This is a genomic window from Caballeronia sp. ATUFL_F1_KS39, from assembly GCF_023630985.1.
Classification (GTDB): Bacteria; Pseudomonadota; Gammaproteobacteria; order Burkholderiales; family Burkholderiaceae; genus Caballeronia; species Caballeronia zhejiangensis.
Map to the genome: position 1 here is coordinate 1 of NZ_JALQDZ010000035.1, position 20,268 is coordinate 20,268.

The 20,268-nt window shown below is 66.3% G+C and carries 18 protein-coding genes; 6 read left to right on the forward strand and 12 right to left on the reverse strand.

Annotated elements, in window-relative coordinates; translation table 11 throughout:
• Positions 1-316: 316 nt before the first annotated feature.
• Entirely contained in the window at positions 317-1,612 is a 1,296-nt protein-coding gene (gene gabT, locus NCR93_RS15120) for a 4-aminobutyrate--2-oxoglutarate transaminase (RefSeq protein WP_008353829.1), read from the reverse strand.
• A gap of 115 nt (positions 1,613-1,727) precedes the next feature.
• On the opposite strand from gabT, the gene pdxR reads away from it, so the two are divergent.
• Together pdxR and NCR93_RS15130 are read left to right on the forward strand one after the other, a co-directional pair.
• On the forward strand, positions 1,728-3,215 hold the full coding sequence (gene pdxR / locus NCR93_RS15125; RefSeq protein ID WP_175979121.1) for a MocR-like pyridoxine biosynthesis transcription factor PdxR: 1,488 nt from the start codon (positions 1,728-1,730) through the stop codon (positions 3,213-3,215).
• 121 nt (positions 3,216-3,336) lie between these two features.
• On the forward strand, positions 3,337-4,530 hold the full coding sequence (locus NCR93_RS15130) for a M20 aminoacylase family protein (RefSeq protein ID WP_175979559.1): 1,194 nt from the start codon (positions 3,337-3,339) through the stop codon (positions 4,528-4,530).
• Between the two features lie 6 nt (positions 4,531-4,536).
• Here the strand turns inward: NCR93_RS15130 and NCR93_RS15135 are convergent, their stop codons facing one another.
• The 5 genes from NCR93_RS15135 to NCR93_RS15155 form a co-directional block, all read right to left on the reverse strand.
• Entirely contained in the window at positions 4,537-6,078 is a 1,542-nt protein-coding gene (locus NCR93_RS15135) for a methyl-accepting chemotaxis protein (protein WP_034474397.1), read from the reverse strand.
• A gap of 138 nt (positions 6,079-6,216) precedes the next feature.
• The gene (locus NCR93_RS15140; RefSeq protein ID WP_008353824.1) at positions 6,217-6,378 is read right to left on the reverse strand and encodes a hypothetical protein; all 162 of its coding nucleotides are present in this window, start codon (positions 6,376-6,378) and stop codon (positions 6,217-6,219) included.
• A gap of 27 nt (positions 6,379-6,405) precedes the next feature.
• Positions 6,406-6,993, reverse strand: a complete 588-nt coding sequence (locus NCR93_RS15145; RefSeq protein WP_008353823.1) for a glycosyltransferase family 9 protein — start codon at positions 6,991-6,993, stop codon at positions 6,406-6,408.
• 295 nt (positions 6,994-7,288) lie between these two features.
• On the reverse strand, positions 7,289-7,795 hold the full coding sequence (locus tag NCR93_RS15150) for a hypothetical protein (protein ID WP_008353817.1): 507 nt from the start codon (positions 7,793-7,795) through the stop codon (positions 7,289-7,291).
• Between the two features lie 129 nt (positions 7,796-7,924).
• A complete protein-coding gene (locus NCR93_RS15155; protein WP_008353815.1) occupies positions 7,925-9,421 on the reverse strand; it encodes a UdgX family uracil-DNA binding protein in 1,497 nt (498 codons plus the stop codon).
• A 198-nt stretch (positions 9,422-9,619) separates the two neighbouring features.
• Here NCR93_RS15155 and NCR93_RS15160 point away from each other — a divergent pair, with 198 nt between their 5' ends.
• Positions 9,620-10,330 (forward strand): glycosyltransferase family 2 protein, encoded by a 711-nt coding sequence (locus NCR93_RS15160; protein ID WP_175979122.1) that lies wholly within the window; start codon positions 9,620-9,622, stop codon positions 10,328-10,330.
• Positions 10,331-10,337: 7 nt separating this feature from the next.
• On the opposite strand, the gene NCR93_RS15165 is transcribed toward NCR93_RS15160, so the two are convergent.
• The 6 genes from NCR93_RS15165 to NCR93_RS15190 form a co-directional block, all read right to left on the reverse strand.
• Complete coding sequence (locus NCR93_RS15165) at positions 10,338-10,925, reverse strand: nucleotidyltransferase family protein (protein WP_175979123.1); 588 nt, start codon at positions 10,923-10,925, stop codon at positions 10,338-10,340.
• Between the two features lie 110 nt (positions 10,926-11,035).
• Complete coding sequence (locus NCR93_RS15170) at positions 11,036-13,258, reverse strand: xanthine dehydrogenase family protein molybdopterin-binding subunit (protein WP_175979124.1); 2,223 nt, start codon at positions 13,256-13,258, stop codon at positions 11,036-11,038.
• A complete protein-coding gene (locus NCR93_RS15175; RefSeq protein ID WP_008353811.1) occupies positions 13,255-14,244 on the reverse strand; it encodes an FAD binding domain-containing protein in 990 nt (329 codons plus the stop codon). Before NCR93_RS15175 ends, NCR93_RS15170 begins: the two co-directional genes overlap by 4 nt.
• Before the next feature lie 10 nt (positions 14,245-14,254).
• Positions 14,255-14,947 carry a (2Fe-2S)-binding protein gene (locus NCR93_RS15180; protein ID WP_175979125.1) on the reverse strand — a complete coding sequence of 231 codons (693 nt, stop codon included), beginning with the start codon at positions 14,945-14,947 and terminating at the stop codon, positions 14,255-14,257.
• A gap of 309 nt (positions 14,948-15,256) precedes the next feature.
• Complete coding sequence (locus NCR93_RS15185) at positions 15,257-15,772, reverse strand: isochorismatase family protein (RefSeq protein ID WP_175979126.1); 516 nt, start codon at positions 15,770-15,772, stop codon at positions 15,257-15,259.
• 4 nt (positions 15,773-15,776) lie between these two features.
• Positions 15,777-17,105: a hypothetical protein gene (locus NCR93_RS15190; protein WP_008353808.1), complete on the reverse strand. Its 1,329-nt coding sequence runs from the start codon at positions 17,103-17,105 to the stop codon at positions 15,777-15,779.
• 62 nt (positions 17,106-17,167) lie between these two features.
• On the opposite strand from NCR93_RS15190, the gene NCR93_RS15195 reads away from it, so the two are divergent.
• The 3 genes from NCR93_RS15195 to NCR93_RS15205 all read left to right on the forward strand — a co-directional run bounded on the left by NCR93_RS15195 (position 17,168) and on the right by NCR93_RS15205 (position 20,247).
• The gene (locus NCR93_RS15195) at positions 17,168-17,590 is read left to right on the forward strand and encodes a GFA family protein (RefSeq protein WP_175979127.1); all 423 of its coding nucleotides are present in this window, start codon (positions 17,168-17,170) and stop codon (positions 17,588-17,590) included.
• 7 nt (positions 17,591-17,597) lie between these two features.
• A complete protein-coding gene (locus tag NCR93_RS15200) occupies positions 17,598-18,509 on the forward strand; it encodes a DUF72 domain-containing protein (protein WP_175979128.1) in 912 nt (303 codons plus the stop codon).
• A gap of 151 nt (positions 18,510-18,660) precedes the next feature.
• A complete protein-coding gene (locus NCR93_RS15205; protein ID WP_250532257.1) occupies positions 18,661-20,247 on the forward strand; it encodes a S53 family peptidase in 1,587 nt (528 codons plus the stop codon).
• Positions 20,248-20,268: the final 21 nt, after the last annotated feature.

Consider the following 20,268-nt stretch of genomic DNA (forward strand, 5'->3'; position numbering starts at 1 on the left):
GGCGGCAGCGCGTAGCGCTGTGCCGAAGCTCTTTCGTGCTGAACCAGTGTCCTCAGCGTTTTCGGGCGGCGGACCGTGCGCGAGCCAAGCCCGATTAGGTGTTTGAGGGCACTCTTTAGGCGAGTGCCGCATGTGACGAGAGGACTACCCAAATTGCGTGTGACCGCGGGCCTGAAAAGCTGCTTTCTTTGCTTACTTTCTTTGCAGCAGCAAAGAAAGTGAGTGCCGCCCCGCACAGGGGCAACGCTAATAGACCGACGCGAATACGGGATCCGGCGACCAACGCAAAACAAAAAACCAAAAACCAAAAACCAAATCAAACCGCAACGCCAACAGTCTCCGTCAACACATCTTCAAGAATACCGAGCGCCTCATCAAAAACCGCATCCTGAATGGTGAGCGGAAACAGGAACCGAACCACGTTCGAATAAACGCCACAAACCAACAGCAGCAACCCGCGCTCCAGCGCCCGCGTCTGCACGAGCTTTGCAAAAGCAGCATCCGCATCATGCGAACCGGGCTTGCAGAACTCGACCGCGATCATCCCCCCCGGCCCGCGCACGTCGGCGATCTGCGGCACATCGCCCTTCAGCGCTTCGAGTTTCGCCTTCAGCTTGTCGCCGAGCACAACCGCGCGCTCGCAGAGCTCTTCATCGTCGATGATGTCGAGCACCGCATGCGCCGCCGCCACCGCCAGCGGATTGCCCGCATACGTGCCGCCGAGCCCGCCCGGCGCCGCCGCATCCATGATCTCCGCGCGCCCGACGACGCCCGACAGCGGCATCCCGCCCGCCAGCGACTTCGCGATCGTCATCAGATCCGGCACGACGCCGTGATGCTCCATCGCGAACAGCTTGCCGGTGCGCGCAAAGCCCGTCTGCACTTCATCGGCGATCAGCAGAATGCCGTGGTCATCGCAAATCTTGCGCAGGCCGCGCACGAATTCCGTCGGCGCCGGAACGAAACCGCCTTCGCCCTGCACCGGCTCGAAGATGATCGCGGCAACACGCGTCGCTTCGATATCCGCCTTGAAAAGATGCTCGATCGCGCGCAGCGAATCCTCGACGGACACGCCATGCAGCGAATTCGGGAACGGCGCATGGAACACGTCCGACGGGAACGGCCCGAAGCCGATCTTGTACGGCGCGACTTTGCCCGTGAGCGCCATGCCCATCAGCGTGCGGCCGTGAAAGCCGCCCGTGAACGCGATCACGCCCGGCCTGCCCGTCGCGGCGCGCGCGATCTTCACCGCGTTCTCGACAGCCTCCGCGCCCGTCGTGAAAAACGCCGTCTTCTTCGCGTGCGAGCCCGGCGCGCGGGCGCTGATCTTCTCGGCGAGCGACACATACGACTCGTACGGCACGATCTGATACGCCGTGTGCGTGAAGCAGTCGAGCTGCGCGCGAATCGCCTCGACGATCTTCGGATGGCGATGCCCCGTATTGCACACCGCGATGCCCGCCGCGAAGTCGATGAAGCGGCGGCCCTCGACATCCCACAGTTCCGCGTTCTCGGCGCGCGCCGCGTAGAAATCGCACATCACGCCGACACCGCGCGGCGTCGCAGCGTTCTTGCGGGCGTGCAGATCGGCATTCTTGAGGTTGGTGCTCACGGAAATCTCCTGGATCGTTGGTGGCCGCATCGGCCGACTGAATATAGAGACGACTATAGTAAGATTTGGCCCTCAAGTTCAGAGCCATTTCAATAAATCTATAGGAGCCAATTTGATGTCGACGCGCGCAAGCGTGCTGTCCGACTGGCTGGCGCAGCGCATCGATCGCACGAACGGCCAGCCGATCTACCGGCAATTGCATCGGCTGCTACAGCAGGCCATCCTCACGCGCGAGCTCGCGGCGGGCGCGAAAGTGCCGTCGTCGCGCTTGCTTGCCGCCGAGCTCGGCGTCGGGCGCAACACGGTGACGCAGGTCTACGAGCAACTCGCGCTCGAGGGCTACGTGTCGTCGGCGACGGGGCGCGGCACCTTCGTCGCGGACAGCACGCCCGACGACATCGTGTTCGACGACGCGCCGCCCGCGGCGATCGCGCCATCCGATGCACAATCGACGCTCTCCACGCGCGGCGCGCGGCTGATTTCGGGCGCGGGCGTGTCGAAGCGTCAGGGCGGCGCGTTCATGCCGGGCGTGCCGGACGTATCGCGGTTTCCGTCGCGCGTGTGGAACCGGCTGCACGCGAAATACTGGCGCAAGCCGCTGCCCGATCTGCTCACCTACGCGCCGGGCGGCGGCCACGCGGGACTGCGCCACGCGCTCGCGCACTATCTGCGCACGTCGCGCTCGGTGCGTTGCACGCCGGAGCAGATCGTCGTGACGACGGGCATCCATCAATCCATCGATCTCGCCGCGCGCCTGCTCGCCGATCCGGGCGACACGATCTGGACGGAGGATCCGTGCTACTGGGGCGTGCGCAGCGTTCTGCAGGTTTCGGGGCTCGATCTGAAGGCGATTCCCGTCGACGCGGAAGGCATCGCGCCGACATCCGCCGATCTCGCGTCGCCGCCGAAGCTGATGCTCGTCACGCCGTCGCATCAGTATCCGCTCGGCATGGTGATGAGCCTCGCGCGCCGCCGCATGTTGCTCGAATATGCGCGCCAGCACCGCTGCTGGATCATCGAGGACGATTACGACAGCGAATTCCGCTACGGCAGCCGGCCGCTCGCGTCGCTGCAGGGCATGGACACGGCGGGGCAGGTGATTTACGTCGGCAGTTTCGGCAAGACGCTGTTTCCGGGGCTGCGCATCGGTTATGTGGTCGTGCCGGAAGCGCTCGCGGAGAGCTTCGCGATGGCGAGCGCCGAGCTGTATCGCGAAGGGCAGTTGCTGCAGCAGGCCGTGCTCGCGGAATTCATCGAGCAGGGGCATTTCACGTCGCATATCCGGCGGATGCGCGCGCTCTACGGCCAGCGCCGCGACGCGATGCTCGCGACCATCGCCGCGCGCTACGGCGACACGCTTTCGATCGCCGGGGGCGATGCCGGGCTGCATCTCGTGCTGAAACTGCCGCGCCACGTCGATGATCGCGCGCTCGCCGCCGCCGCGCTCGCGCAGAACATCGTCGTGCGGCCGCTGTCGGGGTATTACGCGCATCGGCCGGACGCGGAATCCGGCTTGCTGATCGGATATGCATGCGTGCCGGACGACGACATCGCGCCGGCTTTCGCCACGCTCGCCGACGTGATCGACCGGTTTCTGCGCTAAAAGCGGTCGAAATTTCACGATTCGCTTACGGTCAGCGAAAAAAACGCGCGCGGAACTGGCAAGCGCGGCGCATGTGGAGGATCATGTGCGCCGTTTTCCGATCAACCGCAAGGGCTTCTCCATGACGATCTCGTCCGACCACCACTTCACCGTCATCGCCGATCTCTCCGACGACGCGCCTTCGCTGCGCGAAATTCGCCACGATATCCATCGTCATCCGGAGTTGTCGTATGAGGAGACGCGCACTGCGGCGCTCGTCGCGGAGCGGCTCGAAGAGTGGGGCTGGACGGTGACGCGCGGCGTCGGCGGGACGGGCGTCGTCGGCACGTTGAAGGCGGGCGACGGCACGAAGAGCATCGGACTGCGCGCGGACATGGACGCGCTGCCGATCATCGAGCAGAGCGGCAAGCCCTGGGCGAGCGAGACGCACGGCAAGATGCACGCGTGCGGCCACGACGGCCACACGACGATGCTTCTCGGCGCGGCGCGCCATCTCGCGCGCACGCGCAATTTCAACGGCACGGTGCATCTGTATTTTCAGCCGGCGGAAGAGCACGGCGTGCCGAGCGGCGCGCAGAAGATGATCGAGGAAGGTCTTTTCGAGCGCTTTCATTGCGACGCCGTGTTCGGCGTGCACAACCATCCCGGCGCGCAGCCCGGCACGTTCCTGTTCCGCAAGGGGCCGTTCATGGCGGCGGGCGATCAGGTGTCGATCGTGGTCGAAGGCGTCGGCGGGCACGCGGCGCGGCCGCATCTGTCGGTCGATCCGGTCGTCGTGACGGCGAGCATCGTCATGGCGCTGCAGACGATCGTCGCGCGCAACGTCGATCCGGCGCAGCCGGCTGTCGTCACTGTCGGCTCGATGCACGCCGGAACGGTCAACAACGTCATCCCGAATCGCGCGACGCTCGAACTGTCCGTGCGCTCCTTCGACCCGCAAGTGCGCGAACTGCTCAGGCGCCGCATCAAGGAACTGGTGGAATCGCAGGCGGCGAGCTACGGCGCGAGCGCGACGGTGAAGTATCTGGAAGGCTATCCGGTCGTCGTGAATTCGGACGCGGAAACGGAGTTCGCCATGGAGGTCGCGCGCGAACTGGTCGGCGCAGAGAACGTCGTCGCGCACGCCGATCTGCTGATGGGCAGCGAGGACTTCGCGTTCATGCTGCAGCAGCGGCCGGGCTCGTTCCTGCGCCTCGGCAACGGTGCGGGCGAGGACGGCTGCATGGTCCACAACCCGCACTACGATTTCAACGACAAGAATCTGCCGGTCGGCGCGGCTTACTGGGCGCGCCTCGTCGAACGATTCCTGGCGTGACCGAAATCACGCCGGCAGCCTGAAACTTCCGATCGCCTCGCGCAGCACATCGACCTGATCCTTCAGCGAATGCGCGGCGGCGGCGGCTTCCTCGACGAGCGCGGCGTTCTGCTGCGTCACCTGATCCATCTCGACGACCGCGCGGTTCACCTGCTCGATGCCCGCGCTCTGCTCGCGCGACGCGTGGCTGATCTCGTCGAGAATCTCGTTCACGCGGCGCACCGATTGCACGATTTCCGTCATCGTCGCGCCCGCGTTCGTCACGAGCGACGCGCCTTGCTCGACCGTCTGCGTCGACGTTTCGATGAGCGCCTTGATTTCCTTCGCCGCCGTCGCCGAGCGCTGCGCGAGACTGCGCACTTCCGCCGCCACGACCGCGAAGCCGCGTCCCTGTTCGCCCGCGCGCGCCGCTTCGACCGCCGCATTCAGCGCGAGGATGTTCGTCTGGAACGCGATGCCGTCGATCACGCCGATGATGTCGCCGATCTGCTGCGAGCTCGCGGTGATGCGCGTCATCGTGTCGATGACGTCGTCGACCACGCCGCTGCCGCGCGTCGCCACGTCCGCCGCCTGCTCCGCGAGACGCGCCGCCTGCGCGGCGCTCTCCGCGTTGTTCTTCACGTTCGCGGTCATCTGGTCCATGCTCGACGCGGTCTGCACGAGCGCCGCGGCCTGTTCCTCGGTGCGCTGCGACAGATCGGTGTTGCCCGCCGCGATCTCCGACGCGCCCACGTTGATGTTGTCCGTGCCGCTGCGCACCCGCGACACGGTATCGACGAGACCGCTCTGCATCACGCTGAGCGCGTGCAACAGACTTGTCGTGTCGTTCGGACGGACGTCGACGCTGCTCGTCAGATCGCCACGCGCGATGCGATGCGCCGCGTCGACCGCCAGTTCGAGCTCGCCGCCGAGATTGCGTTTGATGCTGCGCAGAACGATGAGCATCGCGGCCGTCGCGAAGCCGCCGAGCACGGCCGTGATCGCGAGCCAGCGCAGCGCGCTTGCCCAGAACGCGCTCTGCACGTCGTCCATGTACATGCCGGTGACGATGTACCAGTCCCACTGCCCGAAGCGCTGCGAGTAGGAGAGCTTGCCGACTGGCTTGTCGCTGCCGGGCTTCGGCCACAGATAGCTGATGAAGCCGCCGCCGGGCTGATCGCCCGCCTTGACGATATCGACGAACAGGCGAGTGCCCGCCGGATCGGCATAACTCGACAGATCCTGCCCGTTCATCGCGGACTTGATCGGGTGCATCACCATCCTCGGATGCGAGTCGTTGATCGAGAGATAGCCGTCCGTGCCGTAGCGGATCGCGCCGACCACTTCCAGCGCGCGCTTTTTCGCTTCGTCTTCGGTGAGCGTCTTGTTCGCGGCGAGCGCCGCGTAGTGCGCGGTGATCGAGTGCGCCTCGTTGACGAGCGTCTTCAGTTGCTCCTTGCGGTCGTCGATCATCGACGTCCGGTTTTGCCATGCCCCGATGATCCCGATCGCGATCAAGCCGATCCACAGCACGGCGATCAACGAGCCGAGCTTCTTGTTCAACGTCATTCTGTTCATGTTGCGCCCGTCGCCTGTTTGCGTTGTATTCGCGTTGTCGTTTGCGACGGCGCACGCCGCCGCATGCCCGCTTTACGGCAGGCATGGGCGGCGAATGTAGGGCGGGAATTCCCGTAGGGAAGCGTCGGATCAGAGACGCCGGATCGGATCCTTGTCGGGCGGCGCGTCGGGATGCTGCGGCTCCTCCGGCCGATGACCGGGCGAAGGCGGCGTGAGCGGATCGGCTTCCGGATCGCGGTTCGGGTCCGCGACGGGATCCGGAACGGGATTGGTCTGCATGTCGAATTTCATGATGTCCCCCGAAAGGTGGCTCTTCGTCTATGCCGATTCGTGCGCCGCCGGCATGTGCAGCGTGAACGGCTCGCCCGGATGCGCGCCGCCGGTGTGCGAGAGCGCGTCGCGGGCGTGTGCGGCGATCGCGTCGCTGCCGGTGTCGCGCGGATGTTCGTCGAGCACGATATGCGGCGTGCCGAGCGCGCGGGCGGCGGCGACGGGCGAGGACGCTTCGGCGTCGTCGGACAGGAGCAGCCGCGCATTGGCGATCAGGCGCGGCAGCGTCGCCGGCGCGACGGCGCCCGCGAGAAAGAGCGCGGCCGTCTGCATCGCGCCGAGCACGCCGGCGGTGCGCTCGGGATCGGGCGAATCGCCGACGATCGCGATCTGCCAGCCATCGGCGGCGAGCTGGTCGGCGACATCGGCATATCGTTCGGCGGGCCAGGCGGGCGCGGCGTGATGGCTGCCCGGATGGATCAGCACCAGGCGCTCGCGCTCGATGCCGTGGAACGCGGCGAGCGTGTCGTAATCGTCGCTCCCGTCACGCGCGGCGGCGGGCGGGGCGCTCGGCGCGTCGGGGACGAGCGTTGTCGTGAGGTCGTCGCTCAACGTGGAAAGGGGATTGGCTCGCATCTTGGCTCCTGCAAGTGGCGTGGCCTCGCTCGATTCGGCGCAACTCGCGGGGCCGCGCGCTTGGCAAGCACCCGCCATGCCCGGCGCGTTTGCGGCACGTTCCGCCTGAAAATGCCCGCGTTGGACACAGATTGCGTTCCGAAGCGTGACAGTTTGAGCGTCGATTGCGGCATCTGTCACGTATTGAAGGAGGCGCGGCGGCGCTCGTCAAGGCGCGAAGTTTTCAGCGTCGATGTAAAAAAGCCGCCACCTCGCGATGGCGAGGCGGCGGCTTGGATGCGGCGTCGAGCGGCGCTCAGGTTTCCGTGTTGCCGTCGGCGGCGGGCAGCGTCTTCGGCGTGAACGCTTCGGCGCGGCGGCGGATGCCGTCGACTTCGCCAGTCACGAACGTGCGCTTGTCCGCGGCGAGCGCTTCCTGATACGACACGCCTTCCGGCACGCGATGCAGCAGCGCGCGCAATTCGCCTTGCGTCGTCTGCTCGACGGGCTCGTAGTCGTAAAGACCGAGCTCCAGTTCGGCGCGCTCGTGCAGGATGAACAGGCACGACGCGAACACCGCGACGCCGAGCACTTCCTGCACGCCGAAGCGGAATGCGTGCGGCACAGGCGAGAACGGCAGCCACGCGATGAGCGCGACGCCCGCGAGCGCCACCGCGATGGTCACGTTGAGCAGCAATTGCAGACGCGCGACGATGCGCTCGCGTTCGGTCTTCAGTTGCCCGGCCGATTTCGGCACGAGCGCGCGTGTGTGCAAGCCCTGCGATTGTTGACGGCGGAGTTCTTCGAGCGGGAGAGCGGCCATTTGGGTGTGATGTGGACCATCGGTGAGCGCCAGTCGGCGCGACACCGGTATAACGCGCGGCTTACAGGAACGTTGACGACGCTTTCGTCTTGTTGCGTCCTGTTTCGTCCTGTTGCATCTGCGGCTCGTTCAGCGCGTCGGGTCCTTCACCGGCGTGCGGATGGTCGCGGTGCCGTCGGCGATCTGCTGCGCGAAAACGAGCGCCTCGACGATCGTCCCGAAGACTTCCGCGCGCACTTTGTCGTCGGCGAGGCGCATCAGATACGACGGGTGATACGTCGGCACGATGATGTGCCCCTTATGCTCGATGGTCTTGCCGAGATACTCGGACAACGCCGTGCGATGCCCCGTGAGCGCCTTGAGCGCCGTCGCCCCGAGCGCGACGACGACTTTCGGCCCGATGCGCTTCAGTTCTTCGTCGAGCCAGTAGCGGCAGGCTTCGCGTTCGCGCTGCGCGGGCGCGAGATGCGCGCGCTCCTCGCCTTGCGCTTCCCATTTGAAATGCTTCACCGCGTTGGTCAGATAGAGCGATTCGCGCGCGATCTGCGCCTCGGCGAGCGCTTCGTCGAGCAGCTTGCCCGCCTGACCGACGAACGGCTTGCCCTCGCGGTCTTCCTGATCGCCCGGCTGCTCGCCGACCAGCATCACGCGGGCGTCGCCGGGACCGACGCCCGGCACCGCCTGCGTCGCGTTGCGCCACAGCGCGCAGCGCCTGCATGCATCGAGCGACGGCGGCTCGATCAGCATCGTGCCCTTGATCGGCTCCAGATCCGTGTTGATGGCGACTTCCATGTCGGGCGGCACATTACGCGGATGACGGTCGCGCCGCGAATAGGGATCGGCGCGGGAGATCAGCGCGGGATCGGTGCGCGCGTTCTCCGGGCTTTTCCAGTAGCGCACCGGCATATGCGACGCCATTTCGGCGGCGTTTTCCTGCGCCGGCGCGAACGTGCTCTCGTAATACGCGAGCCAGAGCGCCTCGATGGCGTCGCCGCTGATGGCTTCGCCGCTCATCGCGGTGTCGCCGAAATCCATCGGCTTTTCTTCCGGCTCGCTCGTGCGGTCCACGCGCAGGAGCGCGCCGTCCCAGAACGCGGCGCCGTGCGGCGTGGCGATCATCCACGTGGCGCTGCCCATGCGCGTGGCGAAGTGCATCGCGGCGTGCTCCAGCACATCGTGCACCGGCTCGAACCAACTGATGAACTCGGGCGGCCCGAGCGACGAATCGCGATGCCGGAAACGCAGCACTCTGCGCATTTCGCTTTCTTCGGCCTCGACCGATTCGATCATGCGCCGCAGCCGATGCCCGTCCGGATCTTCCGGCGAGGCGATCGCGCGGTCGCCCTGCGTCCAGCGCCACAGCGCCTTGTAGAGAAACCGCCAGCGGTCGGGCGCGCGAAAGCACGCCGCCGTTTCGAGCATGGCGAGGAATTCGCGCGCGATCTTGACCGGCTTCTTCGCATTCGGATCCGACGGGCCGCGCGACGCAACGATGGAGCCGAACACCGTTGCCGATGCATCGGTTTCGAGCCATTCCACGTCTTCCGGGCGCGCGTCTTCCATGAGGAGATTGCGCGCCTCGGTACGCCAGGCAGCGAACGACGGATCGATGGTGACGCTTTTCATCGGCGAACGGAATCATAAAAGCACTGTATATCCATACAGTAATTCTAGCGATTCCCGCCGCTTTTCAGCAACTATTTAGAGACGATCGCGCCCTTATACGGCGGAGCGGCCCGCCATTCACGGGAACGGCCATTGCTGAAATTCATCCATCGCGCCGTCCGATTGCCAACGGAAAAAAACTCACACACGGAGCCGCCAATGCTTGCCATCGTCATTCCTGCTCACAACGAAGCCGCGCATATCGGCGCGTGCGTCGCGGCTGCACGTCGCGCGGCAGATCATCATCAACTGCTTGGCGAGGCGGCGCGCGTGATCGTCGTCGCCGACAGTTGCAGCGATGACACCGCCGCCATCGCGCGGGCGCTGGGCGCGGAAGTGACGTGCATCGAGGCGTGCAATGTCGGCGTCGCGCGCGCGCATGGCGCACAGCGGGCGCTGGCGCTGGGCGCGCGCTGGCTCGCATTCACCGATGCCGATACGACCGTCGCCGCAGACTGGCTCGTGCGCCAGCTCGACTGCTGCGCGGACGCGGTGTGCGGCGTGATCGGCGTGCACGACTGGTCGCCGCATATCGGCGCGGTGCGCGAGCACTTCGGGCGCACTTATACCGATGCGGACGGGCATCGGCATATTCACGGCGCGAACATGGGCGTGTCGGCGAGCGCGTACGTGAAGGCGGGCGGATTTGCGCCGCTGGAGACGAGCGAGGACGTGGCGCTCGTCGAAGCGCTGATGGCGACCGGCGCACGGATCGAGTGGAGTGCGTCGCCGCGCGTGGTGACGAGCGCGCGGACGGATTTCCGGGCGAAGAAGGGATTCGGCGCGACGCTGCTCGAAGTCAGCCGGCGCTATCTGCCGATCGGCGCCGACGCCGAAGATTCCGCGGAAACGGCGGCGATCGCGGCTTAAGTCGCGCTCAAGTCTGCCCGAGGTCGCTCGGCAAATCCACGTCGCGCAGCACGTTCGCATCGTCCACTTCGACGATGAACGGCTTGTGCGTCGTGAAGATGGCGCGTGCGCCCGCGTCGCCGTCGAGCGTGGCGAGCATCTCGCGATGCGCGATGCCGAAGCCCACCGGATGCCCGCGCTTGCCACGATGGAACGGCGCGACGAGCGCTTCGCCGCCGTCGAGCGCACGCGCGACCGCTTCATACGACGACGCTTCGATCCACGGCATGTCGCCGAGCGCGACGAGCCAGCCATCGGCTTCGGACGTCGCGCGCACGGCCGCGGCGAGCGTCGCGCCCATGCCGCGCTCGGCGTCGACGCTGAAGATGACGTTGCAGCCTGCTTCGTTGAGCACGTCGGCGAGCTTTTCGGCGCCGGGACGCACGACCGCGATCACTTCGGCGCACACGGCGAGCAGCCTGCGCGCCGACTGGAACACGATGGACGTTCCGTCGGGCAGGGTGGCGAGCAGCTTGTTGTGGAGTCCGGACGGGTCGAAACGGGTGCCGAGACCCGCCGCCAGCAGAATGCCGGTCGCGTTCGACGAATAGGTCATCGCGGGTGCTCGTGTGGGGATGAATCGCGATTGTGCGGCGCATCGAACGGCGTCGCAAGCATAAAAAAACACACGGCGGCCGGGCGGACCGCCGTGTGCGTCGTTTCACTTCACGCCATCGTCGGCGGCAGGATTTTGTCGAGCGTAATCGGCAGATCGCGCACACGCACCCCCGTCGCGTGATACACCGCGTTGCCGAGCGCGCCTGCCACGCCCGTAATGCCGATCTCGCCGATGCCCCGCGCGCCGTGCGGATTGATATGCGGGTCCGGCTCGCCGACGAACGCGATATCCAGCATGCCGATATCCGCGTTCACCGGGACGTGATATTCCGCGAGATTCGCGTTCGTATAGCGCCCGTAGCGCGAATCCATCTCGCTCTTTTCCAGCAGCGCCGAGCCGACGCCCCACACGATGCCGCCCATCAACTGGCTATGCGCGGTCTTTTCGTTGAAGAGCGTGCCGACGTCGTACACGCCGACGATGCGCGGCACGCGGATGATCCCGAGGTCCGCATCGACATGCACTTCCGCGAACACCGCGCCGAACGAGTGAAATGAATACTGCTTTTTCTCGTCGCCGGGCCGGGTCGTGGCGATCGCCTCGATCGGCTTGCCGCCGTTGCGCGCGATGATCGCCGCCGCGGGATCGCGCTTGTCAGGATTCGACAGGCTCACGACCCAGCCGTTGGACACGGTCACGTCCTCGCGCGCGAGACCGGCGACGGGCGATCCGCGATCCGCGAGCGCCATCGCGATGAGTTGATCGCGCGCCTCCATCGACGCCGCCCGCACCGCCGGCGACACGCTCGCCGCCGATTGCGAGCCGCCCGAGACCGGCGCCTTCGGCAAGGACGAATCGCCGAGCGCGAAGCGCACGTAATCGAGCGGAAAGCCGAGCGCGTCGGCGGCGACCTGCGTCATGACCGTGTACGTGCCGGTGCCGAGATCCTGCGTGCCGGAGGCGACCATCGCGGTGCCGTCGGGCAGGATGCGCGCCACCGCCGACGCCTCGCTGCGATTCGCCGGATACGTCGCCGTCGCCACGCCCCAGCCGATGAGCGTATTGCCTTCGCGCATCGACTTCGGCGCGTGGTTGCGCTTGGACCAGCCGAAGGTATCCGCGCCGCGCCGATAGCATTCGAGCAGCGCCTTCTCCGACCACGGCTTCTTCTCCTGCGGCTCCATGTTCGCGTGATTCTTGATGCGAAACGCGAGCGGATCCATGTTCAGTCGATACGCCATTTCGTCCATCGCCGATTCGAGCGCGAACGAGCCGCTCGTCTCGCCGGGCGCGCGCATGAAGGTCGGCGTGCCGATGTCGAGCTTGACCAGCTTGTGCGACGTCGACTGGTTCGGCACCGCGTACAGCATGCGGGTGACGATCGCGGAGCTTTCGGTCCAGTCCTCGAACGTCGATGTCGTCGAAACGACGTCGTGACGCATGCCGGTCATGATGCCGTCGTCGCGCGCGCTCACCTGAAAGCGCTGCTCGGTGAATGGCCGGTTGCCGACCATGCCGAACATCTGCGGCCGTTCGAGCACGAGCTTGACGGGGCGGCCGGTCTGCTTCGACGCCATCGCCGCCAGCACGACGTGCGACCACACCGACCCCTTGCAGCCGAAGCCGCCGCCGACGAACGGGCAGATCACGCGCACGTTCTCATCGGAGATGCCGAAGAACTTCGCGACCGCGCTTTTCGCGCCGGACACGCCTTGCGTCGCGTCGTAGAGCGTGAGATTCGGGCCGTCCCAGCGCGCGACGGTCGCGTGCGGCTCCATCGGATTGTGATGTTCGTACGGCGTCGTGTAGACGGCGTCGAGGCGCGTCGGGCCTTGTTTCAAACCTGCGTCGACGTCGCCGCGTTTCGTCGTGATCGCGCGGCCCATCATCTTTTCCGGCTGATACGCCGAGGCCTTCGCGCGCGTGAAATCCGCGTTGGGCATCGCGGCTTCGTAGCGCACGTCGACGTAACGCGCCGCGCCTTGCGCGTGCTCCAGCGAGTCCGCGACGACGACCGCGACCGGCTCGTTGCTGTAGCGCACCTCGTTGGTCTGCAAGAGCGTGAGCTTGCGCACGGCGGGCGGCTGCGCGTCGGGGACGCCGTTGTTCGGCAGGCGCATCGCGTTCCGATACGTCATCACAAGAAGCACGCCGGGCATCGATTGCGCGCGGCTCGTGTCGATCGACGCGATACGGCCGTGCGCGACCGTGCTCGTGACGATGACCGCGTGCGCGAGCTTGGCGTCGGTGTTGTCGGCGGAATAGCGCGCCTGGCCGGTGACTTTCAGCACGCCGTCGGTGCGATCGAGCGGTTTTCCGATGACAGTCATGCGACACCTCCGGCCTGTTGAACCGCGCGCACGATCGCGCGCTGCGCGAGCACGATCTTGAACGCGTTGTCGCGCTGCGGCTGGGCGCCCTGTACGGCGAGCGCGGCGGCGTTCTGCAGCGTGGCTTTATCGAGCGATTGGCCGACGAGCGCGCGTTCGGTCGCGTTCGCGCGCCACGGCTTGTGGGCGACGCCGCCGAGCGCGATGCGCGCGCTCTTCACCGTGTTGCCGTCCATCTGCAACGCGGCCGCGACCGACACCAGCGCGAACGCATAACTCGCGCGATCGCGCACTTTCAGATACTTCGAGTGCGCGGCGAAGAGCGGCGGCGGCAGATCGACCGACGTGATGAGCTCGCCTGCGTGCAAGGTCGTGTCGAGCTCGGGCCTGTCGCCCGGCAGCCGATGAAACTCCGCGAACGGAATCGTCCGCTCGCCGTTCGGGCCCGCGACGCGCACGACGGCATCGAGCGCCGCGAGCGCGACGCTCATGTCGGACGGATTCGTCGCGATGCACTGACGGCTCGCGCCGAGAATCGCGTGCATGCGATTGTTGCCGTCGATGGCCGCGCAGCCGCTGCCCGGCGAGCGCTTGTTGCATTGAGGAAAGCCGGTGTCGTAGAAGTACGCGCAACGCGTGCGCTGCATCAGATTGCCGCCGACGGTCGCCATGTTGCGCAGTTGCGCCGATGCGCCCGCGAGCAGCGCCTGCGACAGAAGCGGATAGCGTTCGCGCACCCACGCATGATTGGCGGCGTCGCTGTTGCGCACGAGCGCGCCCAGCCGCAGACCGCCATCGGGCAGGGCGGTGATGCCATTCAAGCCGTCGATGTGCGTGATGTCGACGAGCCTCATCGGCCGCATGACGCCGCCTTTCATCAGGTCGAGCAGATTCGTGCCGCCGCCGATGAACATCGTGCCCGGCTGGCTCGCGGCCGCGAGCGCCGCGCCAATATCCGGCGCGCGCTGATAGGAGATCGCGTCCATGTGCGTCTCCTTACGCGTTGCCCGACGCGACGGCTTTTACCGCCGCGACGATGTTCGGATACGCGCCGCATCGACAGATGTTGCCGCTCATGCGCTCGCGAATTTCGTCGTCGGAGAGTTGCGCGGGGCGAAAGCGCACGTCGGCCGTGACCGCGCTCGCGTCGCCGTTGCGATATTCGGCGATGAGCGCCGTCGCCGAGCACAATTGCCCCGGCGTGCAGTAGCCGCACTGAAAGGCGTCCTTCTCGATGAACGCGCGCTGGATCGGCGCGAGCGTGTCGCCGTCGGGCGCGAGGCCTTCGACGGTCGTGACGGATTCGCCGTCGTGCATCACCGCGAGCGTCAGGCACGAGTTGATGCGCCGGCCCGACACGATCACCGTACACGCGCCGCACTGGCCGCGGTCGCAGCCTTTCTTCGTGCCGGTGAGGTTGGCATATTCGCGCAGCGCGTCGAGGAGCGTCGTGCGCGCCTCGACCTGCAGTTCATACGGATGGCCGTTGATGGTGAGCTTCACGGGCAACATCGGCGTGGCGGCGGGCGGCGGCGCCAAGGCAGGCGTCGCGGCCGGTTGCTGCGCGTGCGCGTGCGGCGCGGCGGTCACTGCTGCGGCCGCGGCGGCGGATTGCAGGAAACGACGGCGCGACGGCTTTTGCGCCGCGTCGCTGGCGTCGTCGTGAGGATGGGTTTCGGCTGGGGACATGGCGATCGATTGCTCCTCGCTCGTTCGGAAGGGCGTCGACGGGCTCAAGTCTTCACGGGGATTCGCTCGCAGCCGATTGCGACGGATCGGGCGGAGCGCCGATGCTCGAGTCCTCGGGGCGGCGCAAGAGGCGCGGTTCGCGATCGTTCGGCAACTGTAAGGGAACCGAACGTTCGTCGAGCCGCAATCGCAGACTACAGCAAGTGGGGTGCCATGCGCTCGGCACGGACGCTGGCTGGCTTATGAGCGGGCCGTGCGGGTAAATGCTGCATGCGCGCGTAAAACTAACGGTCTGGTTCGAAACCCACGTCACTTGATAAGCGCAAGCACGTCCCGAAAGCGCGGATGCCGGCAACTGCCCATCCATCCGAAGATCGTCGTTTCGACCGTCGTGAACCGCGCGCCGTCCTGCCGCGCCCGTTCGATCGCGACGGCGCGATCCGCGGCTCGCCGCGACGCGACCGCGTCCGCCACGAATTCCACGCGATAGCCGAGCCGCAACACTCCGAGCACCGTCAGCAGCACGCACACATGCGCCTCCGCGCCGGCGACCCACAGCGTCGCGGGCGCGGGCGGCAGCGCATCGACGAACGCGGGTTCGAGCGTCGCATCGAATGTGTGCTTTTCGACGACTTTCGCAGACCGGAGATCGACGGGCAGGCTTTCGACCGTCCGGCCGAGCCCGCGCGGATTCTGCTCCGTAAAAAGCACCGGCACGTCGAGCAGGTTCGCCGCGCGCAAGAGCGTGCCGGCGCGCTCCGTCAGACGTTGCGCGCCATCCAGATGCGGCAGGAGCCGCGCCTGCATGTCGACGATGACGAGCATCGCGTCAGGCCTCGCTCTCCATGATCCGGTCGATGAGCCGCGCGTTCTCGCCCGCGGAGCCGATGCCCGCATGCTTGGCCATCGGCACGAAGAAGTGCGTGGCGATCGGTAGCTTCGAGCGTTCGAGCCAGTTGGTCAGATGCGCGGCGAGGCGCTTCGCCGGCGTCTTCAGTTCCTCGCGCAGCACGCCGGGCAGCTTCTCGAAGTGCCGCATGTCGGTCTGATACGGCTCGGGCGCGACGCACAGCGCGTTCGGCCGGCCATCGACATCGACGGGAAGGCGTTCCAGCGCCTGATGCAGCAGCGCGACGCCGAGGCCCTCGCCGCGCCACGGCTTTCTCACTTCCCACAGGCTGATGTAAATCACGCGATGCGCGTTGTAGACCTCGCACAGCTTCTCCGGACCGAGCGCTTCCGTCGATGCGAGCGCGAGCGAGAGCATTTCGCCCGAGTAAGTGTCGAGCGTGTAGACGAGATCGGCGCTGCTCGTGAGCGGCGGCACCTTGACGAGTTTCAGCCGCACCGCCGCCGCGACGATATCGCTGCCCGCCTCGTGGAAGACGGCGAACGCGGTGCCGAGCCGCTCGTCGTCGACCTGCGGGTATTCGTGGCGATAGGTCATCGTGAAGAGAAACGGCCCGATCTTCTCGCGATACGCGAGCGGCCTGTCGACGTCGTAATCGTCGACGCCGTCGAGACCGTACGGATCGTAATCGCGCTTTTCTCGCCGCTCGCCGTTTTGCGCGGCGGCGAGCGCCGCGAGCGGACGGCGCGATTCCGGCACGAGATCCTCCGGCAAACCTTCCCAGCTCAGACGCAAAAACTCCCGTCCGCCGCGATAGTGCGTCTCGAAGAGCGAAAGAACCGGCTCGCCCGCGACCGGATCGAGAATGCGCTGGGCGCACTCGTAGGCGCGGTCGAGCAGCTGATCGGCTTCGGCGGGATCGGGCGCGAGATGCGGCTCGCTGCCTTGCGGCTCGGCGGGCAAGCCTTTTGCAACGCGTTCCTTGTGCGCGAGCTCGAGCCATTCGTCGGCCGCGCGTTCGGCGATGAAACCCGCCGCGATGCGATAGCCCGTCAGCACGATCGACTGGCCGGTGCGGCCGAGCGGGAACACGTACTCGTCGTTCATGACGTCGTCGACGGTGACGCCGCGGAACGTTTCGCGCGGCGCGTTCGCATTCGCGACCGCATCGAAGCGATCATGCGACAGCACGTGGGCGACGAGGTCGGATGCGGCCGGACCGAACTCCGATCCGGCGCCGGGAAGCAGCTTCAGCAGGGACAAGGTACTCGCGGTATACGTGGTGCCGGTCGTGCTTGGTGTGCTCATGAGTGCCATCTCCGATCGTGAAGGGTTATCGTAACAAACCATCGTATTTACGGGAGAGGTCGATGAGCGTTGAAAAGGACGAAACGCGGGCGGCTACGGTTCATGAAGGCGGATGCGCGTGCGGCGCGTTCCGCTTTCGCGCGGCGGGCAAGCCCATTCGCGTCTGCATCTGCCACTGCACGACGTGCCGGCAAGTGCATGGCTCCGCCTTCGGAGCTTATGCGATTTACGCGCGCGGCAACGTGATGATGAGCGGCAGCCTTTCGACGTGGAAGAGTTCCGACGATGGCCGGCGGCACTTCTGCCCGGCGTGCGGCTCGGTCGCGTACATGGAATTCACGACGCGCGACGAAGTCGATCTGCCCATCGGCGCATTCGACGAAACCGGCGTCTTCGAGCCGACTTACGAGCTCTGGTGCAAGCATCGCGAGCCGTGGCTGCCGCAGGGCGCGCGGGCGGAATACGACGAAGGCCGTCCGCACTAGGCGCGCGATGACAGGGCGCATCCGCATCGGTATTTCGGGCTGGCGCTATGCCGGCTGGCGCGGCGTGTTCTATCCGAAAAAGCTCGCGCAGGCCCGCGAGCTCGATTTCGCGTCGCGCGCGGTTCAGACGGTCGAGATCAACGGATCGCATTATTCGCTGCAAAGCGTGACGAGCTATCGCGCGTGGCGCGACGCGACGCCCGATGGCTTCGTCTTCAGCGTGAAGGGGCCGCGCTATCTGACGCACATGCTGCGTTTTCGCGACGAAACGGCGATTCCGGCGATCTCGAACTTCTTCGCGTCCGGCGTGCTCGCGCTCGGCGACAAGCTCGGTCCGTTCCTCTGGCAGTTTCCGCCGAACTTTTCCTTCCGTCCCGAAGCCTTCGAACGCTTTCTCGAATTGCTGCCGAAGGATACGGTCGCCGCCGCGCGGCTCGCCCAGGGCCACGACACGCGCGTGAAAGACCCGTGGTTCGAGCCCGGAAGAAAGCGCGCGCTGCGGCACGCGATCGAGATCCGTCATCCGAGTTTCTGCACCGATGAATTCGTGCGGCTGCTGCGCAAACACGGCGCGGCGCTGGTCGTGTCGGATTCGGTGGCCGGCTGGCCCTATGCCGAAGATCTCACGTCCGACTTCACTTATTTGCGGCTTCACGGCAGCGAAACGCTTTATGGCGGCAGCTATAAGGACGAGGCGCTCGACGAATGGGCACGCCGCATCGAATGCTGGGCGTCGGGCGGACAGATCGCCGACGCGCGGCTGATTTCATCGGCGAAAGCGCGGCCGCGCGCGGGCCGCGACGTCTTCTGCTACTTCGACAACGATCAGAAAGTGCGCGCCCCGTTCGACGCGCGACGCCTGATGGAGCGCCTCGGCATCGCGCTCCCCGCCGAGCCGCACATCGAGACGAAACGTTGAAGACCGGGACAGCTTTTGTCTCGCTGGAACTGCATGCTCTCGTCAACGGTCCGAGCAATTGCATTCGCGCCCGGAAAATAAGACGATAAGCGCGGGCAGCGGCAGGATCGAGAAACTTTGATTTTCATGGCCAACGAGGAGCATCGATACCATGACGAAGCAACCGGTCAGCGGCAGCGACAAGATTCATCCCGAAGGCGCGCAATGCATCGGCGACTGCGATCCGTCCGAACAGATCGAAGTCATCGTGATGCTGCGGCGCAAGGACGAGGCGGGCTTCAAGCAGATGATGGCGCGCATCGATTCCGGCGAAGCGCCCGCGCAAGCCGTATCGCGCGAGGAATTCGACAAACGTTTCACCGCCTCGGACGACGACATCGCCAAAGTGAAGGCGTTCGCGCAGCAGTACGGCCTGACGGTCGTGCGCGCGGAAACCGAAACGCGCAGCGTCGTGCTGAAAGGGACCATCGAACAATTCCAGAAGGCTTTCGACGTCAAGCTCGAACGCTTTCAACATCACAACATCGGCGAATATCGCGGACGCTCGGGGCCGGTGAAGGTGCCCGACGAAGTGCACGACGCCGTCACCGCCGTGCTCGGGCTCGACAGCAAGCCGCAGGCGCGTCCGCACTTTCGTTTCCGTCCGCCGTTCAAGCCGGCGCGCGGCGCGGCGAGCGCGTCGTTCACGCCGGTCGATCTCGCGCGTCTCTACGATTTCCCCGATGGCGACGGCGCGGGCCAATGCATCGCCATCATCGAACTGGGCGGCGGCTATCGCGATGCCGATCTTTCCGCGTACTTCTCGAAGCTCGGCGTGAAGTCGCCGCAAGTCGTGTCGGTCGGCGTCGATGGCGGCAAGAACGCGCCCACGGGCAATCCGAACGGCCCGGACGGCGAGGTGACGCTCGATATCGAGGTCGCGGGCGCGGTGGCGCCGGGCGCGCGCATCGCCGTGTACTTCGCGCCGAACAGCGACGCCGGTTTCGTCGATGCCGTCAATCGCGCGCTGCACGATTCCGCCAACAAGCCTTCGGTCATATCCATCAGTTGGGGCGGGCCGGAGGCGAACTGGTCGTCGCAATCGATCGGCGCGTTCAACGACGTGCTGCAAAGCGCGGCCGCGCTCGGCGTGACGGTGTGCGCGGCATCGGGCGACAGCGGCTCGTCCGACGGCGCGGGCGACGGCGCGGATCACGTCGACTTTCCGGCGTCGAGCCCGTATGTGCTCGGCTGCGGCGGCACGAGCCTGAAGGCGTCGGCGACGGGCATCGCGAAGGAAGTCGTCTGGAACGACGGCGATCAGGGCGGCTCGGGCGGCGGCGGCGTGTCCGGCCTGTTCGCGCTGCCGGCGTGGCAGAAGGGTTTGTCGGTGATGCGTAACGGCAAGCCAACGGTGCTCGCGAAGCGCGGCGTGCCGGACGTTGCGGGCGACGCATCGCCGCTGACCGGCTATGAGGTGCTGATCGACGGCGAGGATACGGTCGTCGGCGGCACGAGCGCGGTCGCGCCGTTGTGGGCGGCGCTGATCGCGCGCATCAACGCGATCAACGGTTCGCCATCGGGCTTCGTCAATCCGAAGCTCTACACGGCGAAGACGGCGTTTCGCGACATCACGGAAGGCAACAACGGAAGTTTTTCCGCGGCGGCCGGCTGGGACGCGTGCACCGGCATGGGCAGTCCCGACGGCGCGAAGATCGCGGCCGCGTTGAAACCCGCGAAGTCTTTGAGCAAGGCGTAAGACAGTGAACAACAACCACGA